Here is a 7,234-nt window from a genome sequence, read left to right on the forward strand (position 1 = left end):
CGGTTCAGCCGACACGGCGGGAGCAGCGCGTTGGATAAGAGGCATGACGGAGACCTGGCGGTGGGCGAAGCGGCGCGCTCGCCGTTCCTGTCCCCGGCGGCTCCGCGTCTGGACCCCCGAAAGTTCCAGGACCCCCGGGTCACGCTGGACGGATCGCCCCGGGCGGCGGTCGCGCTGCGGGCGCTGGACACCCTGTGGTTCAACACCGGCACGCTCTGCAACATCGCCTGCCTGACCTGCTACATCGAAAGCTCGCCGCGCAACGACGCCCTCTCCTACCTCGCGCTGGATGAGGTGCGGGGCTATCTGGACGAGATCGAGACGCTCGGTCTTCAGACCAGCGAGATCGGCTTTACGGGTGGCGAGCCGTTCATGAACGCCGCCATTATTCCCATGCTGGAAGCGTCCCTCACCACGGGGCGGCGCACCTTGGTCCTGACCAACGCCATGCGGCCGATGCGGCGCTTCGAGCGACAGCTCATCGAGCTGCGGCGCCGCTTCGGTGACGCCCTGGTTCTGCGGGTCAGCCTCGACCACCACAGCCAGGCGGTGCATGAGGCCGAGCGCGGCGCCGACACCTGGGCGCCCGCGCTGTCGGGTCTGCAATGGCTGGCGCGCGAAGGCTTCTCCATCGCGATCGCCGGGCGGAGGCTGGCGGACGAGGACCCGTCGGCGGCGGCCGCGGGCTATGCGGCCCTGCTGTCCTCGCTTGGGATCGCGCTCAATGTGGATGACCCATCCCGGCTGGTGCTGTTCCCGGAGATGGACGCCACGCGGGACGCCCCGGAGATCACCGAGGCCTGCTGGGGCATCCTGGGCCTATCGCCGGAGTCGGTGATGTGCGCGTCGAGCCGCATGGTGGTGAAGCGCAAGGGCGCCGCGACGCCGGCGGTGGTCGCCTGCACCCTGACGCCATACGATCCCCAGTTCGAGCTCGGCGCGACCCTGGCGCAGGCGCTGGGGACGGTGCCGCTCAACCATCCCCACTGCGCCCGCTTCTGCGTGCTGGGCGGGGCCAGTTGCAGCTGACGGGCAGCGCCCGGCTGTCGGTGGTGATACCGGCGCTGAACGCGGCGGACACCCTGGCACAGACGCTCGCCGCGCTGACTGGCGCAGACGAGATCATCGTGGTGGATGGCGGCTCGCGCGACGCCACCATCGCCCTGGCCCGGGAGGCCGGTGCGACGGTTATCGAAGCGCCGCCGGGTCGCGGAGGGCAGCTTGCGGCCGGCGCAGCGGCCGCCTCCGGAGAGTGGTTGCTCTTCCTGCATGCCGACACTGTGCTGGACGCAGGATGGCGAGAAGCGGTCGACCGCCATGCGGCGAGCCCCGATGCGGCGGCGCGAGCGGCTTGCTTCCGGTTCGCCCTGGACGACGCCTCTCCCCAGGCCCGCCGCCTGGAGCGATGGGTGGCGCTGCGCGTGGCGCTGCTGGCGCTGCCCTATGGCGACCAGGGCCTGCTGATCCATCGGGACCACTACGCTCGGCTGGGGGGCTTTCGGCCGTTGCCGCTGATGGAAGATGTCGATCTGGTGCGGCGCATCGGGCGACGCGGGCTGAACGTCCTGCCCCTCCGGGCCGTGACCTCCGCCCGCCGCTGGCGACAGGACGGCTGGCTCGCCCGCAGCGCCCGCAACCTGTTCTGTCTGGCCCTGTTCCTGGCGGGCGTGCCGGCAGCCAGGATCGCCCGGCTCTACGGCCGCTGAGCGCGGGCCGCGAACCGGCGGTAGCTGGCCAGGTCATCGACGTCCTCCAGCACCCGCAGACGCACCAGGCGCCGCCCCTCCAGGCGCGCCAGAGTGTCGGCCAGCGTATAGGGGCTGGACCATCGGATCTGGTCGAACGGCAGCGGGCCGCGCGCCGATCGCCGCAAACCGATCAGCCAGTATCCGCCGTCGCGGGCCGGCCCGACCACCGCGTCATGTCCGCGAAGCGCATCGAAAGCCGCCGCCACGTCGGCTGGCCGAACGGCGGGCGTATCGCTGCCGATGATCACCAGCCGTCCAGTCGGAAACCGTCGGGCGACCCGCGTCAGTCGCTGTCCCAGATCGCCGGGGCCCTGGGGAAGGCCCACCGCCCGGTTCCTCAGCCAGTCCGTCGGCCGGTCGGGCGCCGTGGCCACCGCCGTGGTCCAGCGCGGGTCCCTCGCCAGGCGGCGCAGCAGGCCGTCGATCGCCGTCCGCTGAAAGCGCAGGGCCTCCACATCGCCGACCGCCGCAGCCAGCCGCCGCTTGCCGACGCCCAGAGTGGGGCGACGGGCGAAAATCACGAGCTGAGCTGGGTCCGCGGGCGCCGCCATAGGCTCTTCTCAACCCGCCCGAACGCCACGTCCAGATCGCCCGCGATCGGAGTTGAGGAGGGCTGGCGATGGCTTGGGATGCACTGGCGGCCCCGGAGGGACTCGAACCCCCGACCTTGGCTTTAGGAAAGCCCTGCTCTATCCGGCTGAGCTACGGGGCCGCGCTGAGGGCGTGATACCGGCCCGGCCGTCGCTTCGCTAGAGGTTGATCACCTCGAAGGACCGCTTCTCCTGCAGTCGCTCCGCCACGATGGCCCGGTGACAGCCGCAGGCCTGGGCCTCGAAACAGAGGAGGGCGGCGGGGCGGCCGGCGGCGATCTGCTCGGCCTCGGCCAGTTCGAACTGGGCCTTGGGCTCGGCCAGGGCCGCTTCGAAGATGTCGCGCATCTCGGCGATCCGGCCCTTGCGGGCGGCGTCGCGGCCGGCCTTGGGGGTGCCGAGCGCGCGCAGGTGGACGTAGTCGATGCCCTGGGCGGCCAGGCTGGCGGCCAGCATCGTCTTGGAGAAGCCGGCGCGGCGCGAAGCGGCGATGGCGCGCACATCGATGACCACCTTGACCCCGGCGTCCTTCAGCCGGGCCAGGAAGCGGTCGAGGGTCTCGGCCTCGTAGCCGATGGTGAAGAGCTTGGACATGACGGAGAGATGGGCGCCGAGGGCCGCCTTCGCATCGGCGGGCGCCTGCTCTATCGTGACGCACTGTCGAGCGGAGGGGATATGGGTTTTCCAAGACTGCTGGGCCTGGTCTTCATGGCTCTTGCCCTGTCGGCCTGCGGTGAAGCGGCCAAGCTCGACAGCCTGGCGGCCCAGGGACGGGCGCGGGTGGTCGAGGTGGTGACCGGCGACATGGTCCGGCTGGATGACGGTAGCGATCTTAAGCTGGCCGGGATCACCGCGCCGAAACTGTCCGAACCCTATGGCGAGGCCTCGCGGGAGCGGCTGGCCGATATGGTGCTGGGCAAGGACATCGAGCTGTTGTCGGCGGGGGCGGCGAAGGATCCGTTTGGGCGGCGACTGGCCCAGGTGCGCATGGCCAAGGGCCGGCGCTGGGTGCAGGGGCGAATGCTCCGCGAGGGCGCGGTGCGGGTGCGCACCTTTCCGGAGAGTCGGGCGCTGGCCGGGATGATGCTCCGCCGGGAGGGCGAGGCGCGCAACAAGAGCGACGGGCTGTGGGCCCTGCCGCGCTACCGGGTGCTGCTGCCGAAGGAGGCCGTGGCGGCGACCCCAGGCTTTGCTCTGGTCGAGGGCCAGGTGGGACAGGTGACGACCAGCGGGGACGCCCGGGTGCTCGACCTCGGCCACGGTTTCCGGGCGGAGATTCCGGCGCGGGCGATCCAGGATTTCGACAGCGCCGGCCGCTCGCCGGCTGCGCTTGAGGGTCGGCTGGTGCGGGTTCGGGGCTATGTCGGGCGGGAGGGGAGCATGCGGCTGGACCATCCCGAGACGGTCGAGATTCTCAATCCTCAGAAGTGATCAGCCGACAAGCCCGGCCAGACCGGCGCCGCCATACTCACTCTCGAGCGCCTTGCGCAGCTTGGCCAAGGCTCCGTGCTCGACCTGGCGCACCCGCTCCTTGGAGACGCCCATCTCCTCGCCCAGTGATTCCAGCGTGCGCTGCTCTTCGCTCAGCCGCCGCGCCTTGACGATGGCCAGCTCACGGGGATTTAGAACCTTCAGGGCGCGAGCCACGGCGCTCTGGCGGGCCGCCCCGTCCAGCTTGGCGGTGACCACCGTTTCGGGGTCATCAGCCTCGTCGGCCAGGAAATCCTGGTAGGCGTCGTCGGCCCCGGCGGCGACGGGGGCGTTCAGCGAGCGATCGCCGGCAGCCAGGCGGGCGGCCATGGCCTCCACGTCCTCGACATCGACGCCCAGTTCGACGGCGATCTTCTGGCGGGCTTCGGGGTTCAGCCGGCCGTCCAGGTCGCCGAGGCGGGCGCGCAGCCGGCGCAGGTTGAAGAACAGGCTCTTGCCGGCCGCGGTGGTGCCGGTGCGTACGATCGACCAGTTGCGCAGCACATAGTCCTGCATCGCCGCCCGCACCCACCAGCCGGCATAGGTGGAGAACCGTACCGCACGGTCCGGCTCGAACCGCGCGGCGGCCTGCATGAGGCCGACGCTGCCCTCCTGGATCAGGTCGCCGTGGGGCAGGCCGTAGGCCTTGAAGCGGCTGGCCATGGAAATGACCAGGCGCATGTAGGCGCTCGTCAGTTCGTGCAGGGCTTCCTCGTCCTGATGCTCTTTCCAGCGCACCGCCAGGTCATGCTCATGGTCGGCGGCCAGCATCGGGGCGCGCATCGCATGGCGGATGTACCGCCGCTCCGCCGTCTCCGCGGTGATGGGTGCTTCCCGAGCCATAACGCGAATACGCGAGGGTGGCGCGGGTGGATCACTGATCAGGTATTTCGCCGACCTAGGGGATCTCCGGACCAATTCTCTCGTCCATACCGAACACGGAGAATGGCGATGCCCTGATCTTCAATCATGTAGACGATCACGTGAGAGCCATATCGATGGATGCGAACGGGCGGCTTCAGTTCGCGTCGTTCACGCACCATCGTCGGGTGCTCGGCCAGCATCTCGATCGCCGCGATCAGTCCCGCCGCATAAACATCTGCCTGATTAGGCCCGAAACGCTCATAGCCCTCTAGGTAGAGGCGGATGATGTCGTTCTCTGCTTCGCGTGTCGTCCTATACCGTTTCGTCACGCGCTGCCCTCTGCCGAGCATCCTCGATAATTTCTGGCAACGACCGTTCGCAGAATCCGCTCGCCAGCGCCTCATCGACCAGGACCTGCATGGCCGAGATCTTTCGGGCTCGCTCCTGATCCTGCCGGATCAGGTCGCGCACATAGTCGCTGGAATTGCTGTACCGGCCATCGGCGGATTGCCGCTCGACCCAATCCTTCATGGCATCGGGCAGGGACACATTCATGGTCGCCATGGCGCACCTCCAAACCCAAGGATCGGGCGCTTGGCAAAATTTGTCAAGGGTGCTCCGCCCAAAGAAAAACGCCCGGACTTTTCGGGTCCGGGCGTTCATTCCTTCAAACCACAGTCAGTCCCCTCAGGCGGCCTTCTGCAGGTTCTTGGTCAGCAGGTTGACGGCCGCGTCGCGGTCGATGCGTTCGACGGCGGCGACTTCGCGGGCCATGCGGTCCAGGGCCGACTCATAGAGCTGGCGCTCGGAGTAGGACTGTTCCGGCTGGTTCTCGGCGCGGTGCAGGTCGCGCACCACCTCGGCGATCGACACCAGGTCGCCCGAGTTGATCTTGGCTTCGTATTCCTGGGCGCGGCGCGACCACATGGTGCGCTTGACCCGGGCGCGGCCCTTCAAGGTGGTCAGGGCCTTGCTCATCACGCCTTCTTCGGCCAGCGAGCGCAGGCCGCTGGTGGCCGCCTTCTTGGTCGGGACGCGCAGGGTCATCTTCTCGTGGTCGAAGGTGATCACATAGACTTCCAGAGACATGCCGGCGACTTCCTGGGTCTCGACCGCCTGGATCGTGCCCACCCCGTGCGCGGGATAGACAACGTGGTCACCCACCGAAAACGCCTGTCCGGACTTGCTCATTCTCGTCTTCTCCTGCACCCGCCGTTTGCCGGCGAGCCACTACCGATATGACCCTGACCGCGACGCGAAAAAGCCCCAGGCGCCAGAGAGGCGCGGGCTGATCGTTCGTGGTCAAAAGTCTTCTAGGACACCCTTCGCCTTCGTCCGGGCGCGCCGATCGGGAGCGGCTGTTCTTGAACCGAGGCGCGGGGGTGAAATCCCTCCGCGTCGAGGGTGTATTAGCACAAAATTCAGCCGAATGAAAGGTTTGCGACAAGGCCGTGTCGCGCCGTCGACTCCCCCCGGTTCAGAGGATGCCGCGGATCGCCGGCCTTGCTACCCTCCGGTCGCGAGTCTGGAGATCTCATGCGTCATTCGATCGCCGCCGCCCTGCTGGTCCTTCCGCTCCTGGCGGGGACGGCCTGGGCCCAGAACAGCGCGGGGGACCTGTCGACCACCAGTCTGCTGAAGGTCTGCGTGCCCTACCTGGCGGGTGAGCCGGCGGCGGCGTTGGTCGCCCGTGCCCAGAGCGGAGGGTTCGTCCGCGATTCGGACCGGGGCGGCGTGCTGGGAGAGCGGCTGACCTGGACCAAGGGGAGCCATCAGGTCGGCATCACCCTGACGCGCGCGGAAGGCCGAAAGGGGCCGACCTGCCGCATCGATGTCTCCCGCGGGGCTGTTGATGGCGAGCGGCTGGAGCGCGAAATCCGCGACTGGGCTCTGGGCACGCGACCGGCCTTCATCGTCGCGGATCGGCCGCGAGACTTCACCGAGGATATGTTCGGCCCCAAGCCCGCCTCCCGCACGGTCTTCGAGCGACCGGCCGAGCGGCTTATCGTCGAACGTTTTTCCCCGCCCGCTGACGGCGCCATCGACCTGCTGGACGCTTACGCGATCGTTATCAAAGTCGAGCGGCGCTAGCCTTCTGTGTCCCTCGACGGGGTCAGCTGCCCTTGCCGGGCTTCTCGCTGAAGTATTTCTCGAACTTGCCCGTCTCGCGCTCGAACTGTTCCTTGTCGGCTGGCGGCTCGCCCTTGAGGGTGATGTTCGGCCAGATCTTGGCGTAGTCGGTGTTGATCTTCAGCCACTTGCTGTCGGGATCGTCTTCGGTGTCCGGCTTGATGGCGTCGACCGGGCACTCGGGTTCGCAGACGCCGCAGTCGATGCATTCGTCCGGATTGATGACCAGGAAGTTCTCGCCCTCATAGAAGCAGTCGACGGGGCACACCTCGACGCAGTCCATGAACTTACATTTGATGCAGGGATCGGTGACGATGTAGGTCATCAGGCGCTCTGAAGGCGCGCAAGCTGGCGCGCGCGGGTTCTTTCGTGGGCTGGCGTAATCGGCCGGGGGAGGGCGCCTTGTCAATGCGGCCGTCGCCCGCGCCCGCT

Annotated in this window: 11 protein-coding genes and 1 tRNA gene; 4 read left to right on the plus strand and 8 right to left on the minus strand. The window is 68.3% G+C overall.

Features of this window, described 5'->3' with window-relative positions:
- Positions 1-30: 30 nt before the first annotated feature.
- Positions 31-1,029 (plus strand): radical SAM protein, encoded by a 999-nt coding sequence (locus GVN21_RS04460; protein WP_205689922.1) that lies wholly within the window; start codon positions 31-33, stop codon positions 1,027-1,029.
- Positions 1,020-1,706: a TIGR04283 family arsenosugar biosynthesis glycosyltransferase gene (locus GVN21_RS04465; protein ID WP_205689923.1), complete on the plus strand. Its 687-nt coding sequence runs from the start codon at positions 1,020-1,022 to the stop codon at positions 1,704-1,706. The genes GVN21_RS04460 and GVN21_RS04465 overlap by 10 nt, the downstream gene beginning before the upstream one ends.
- Here the strand turns inward: GVN21_RS04465 and GVN21_RS04470 are convergent.
- The 3 genes from GVN21_RS04470 to GVN21_RS04480 all read right to left on the minus strand — a co-directional run bounded on the left by GVN21_RS04470 (position 1,694) and on the right by GVN21_RS04480 (position 2,932).
- On the minus strand, positions 1,694-2,269 hold the full coding sequence (locus tag GVN21_RS04470; RefSeq protein WP_205689924.1) for a TIGR04282 family arsenosugar biosynthesis glycosyltransferase: 576 nt from the start codon (positions 2,267-2,269) through the stop codon (positions 1,694-1,696). The genes GVN21_RS04465 and GVN21_RS04470 overlap by 13 nt on opposite strands.
- 114 nt (positions 2,270-2,383) lie before the next feature.
- Positions 2,384-2,460, minus strand: a tRNA-Arg gene (locus GVN21_RS04475).
- 37 nt (positions 2,461-2,497) lie between these two features.
- Positions 2,498-2,932 (minus strand): DUF488 domain-containing protein, encoded by a 435-nt coding sequence (locus GVN21_RS04480; RefSeq protein WP_166573515.1) that lies wholly within the window; start codon positions 2,930-2,932, stop codon positions 2,498-2,500.
- A gap of 81 nt (positions 2,933-3,013) precedes the next feature.
- Here GVN21_RS04480 and GVN21_RS04485 point away from each other — a divergent pair, with 81 nt between their 5' ends.
- Positions 3,014-3,769 (plus strand): thermonuclease family protein, encoded by a 756-nt coding sequence (locus tag GVN21_RS04485; protein WP_166573516.1) that lies wholly within the window; start codon positions 3,014-3,016, stop codon positions 3,767-3,769.
- Here the strand turns inward: GVN21_RS04485 and GVN21_RS04490 are convergent, their stop codons facing one another.
- From GVN21_RS04490 to GVN21_RS04505, 4 genes are all read right to left on the minus strand, one after another.
- A complete protein-coding gene (locus GVN21_RS04490) occupies positions 3,770-4,651 on the minus strand; it encodes an RNA polymerase factor sigma-32 (protein ID WP_166573517.1) in 882 nt (293 codons plus the stop codon).
- Between the two features lie 38 nt (positions 4,652-4,689).
- Entirely contained in the window at positions 4,690-5,001 is a 312-nt protein-coding gene (locus GVN21_RS04495) for a type II toxin-antitoxin system RelE/ParE family toxin (protein ID WP_346764221.1), read from the minus strand.
- Positions 4,985-5,236, minus strand: coding sequence for a type II toxin-antitoxin system ParD family antitoxin (locus GVN21_RS04500; RefSeq protein ID WP_166573519.1), 252 nt, complete (start codon positions 5,234-5,236; stop codon positions 4,985-4,987). Before GVN21_RS04500 ends, GVN21_RS04495 begins: the two co-directional genes overlap by 17 nt.
- A 123-nt stretch (positions 5,237-5,359) precedes the next feature.
- Positions 5,360-5,863, minus strand: a complete 504-nt coding sequence (locus GVN21_RS04505; RefSeq protein ID WP_166573520.1) for a CarD family transcriptional regulator — start codon at positions 5,861-5,863, stop codon at positions 5,360-5,362.
- A gap of 345 nt (positions 5,864-6,208) precedes the next feature.
- Here GVN21_RS04505 and GVN21_RS04510 point away from each other — a divergent pair, with 345 nt between their 5' ends.
- Positions 6,209-6,763 carry a hypothetical protein gene (locus GVN21_RS04510; RefSeq protein ID WP_166573521.1) on the plus strand — a complete coding sequence of 185 codons (555 nt, stop codon included), beginning with the start codon at positions 6,209-6,211 and terminating at the stop codon, positions 6,761-6,763.
- 22 nt (positions 6,764-6,785) lie between these two features.
- Here GVN21_RS04510 and fdxA read toward each other — a convergent pair whose 3' ends face one another.
- Positions 6,786-7,127 carry a ferredoxin FdxA gene (gene fdxA / locus GVN21_RS04515; protein WP_166573522.1) on the minus strand — a complete coding sequence of 114 codons (342 nt, stop codon included), beginning with the start codon at positions 7,125-7,127 and terminating at the stop codon, positions 6,786-6,788.
- Positions 7,128-7,234: the final 107 nt, after the last annotated feature.

This window comes from Caulobacter sp. SLTY, from assembly GCF_009905535.1.
Taxonomy (GTDB): Bacteria; Pseudomonadota; Alphaproteobacteria; order Caulobacterales; family Caulobacteraceae; genus Caulobacter.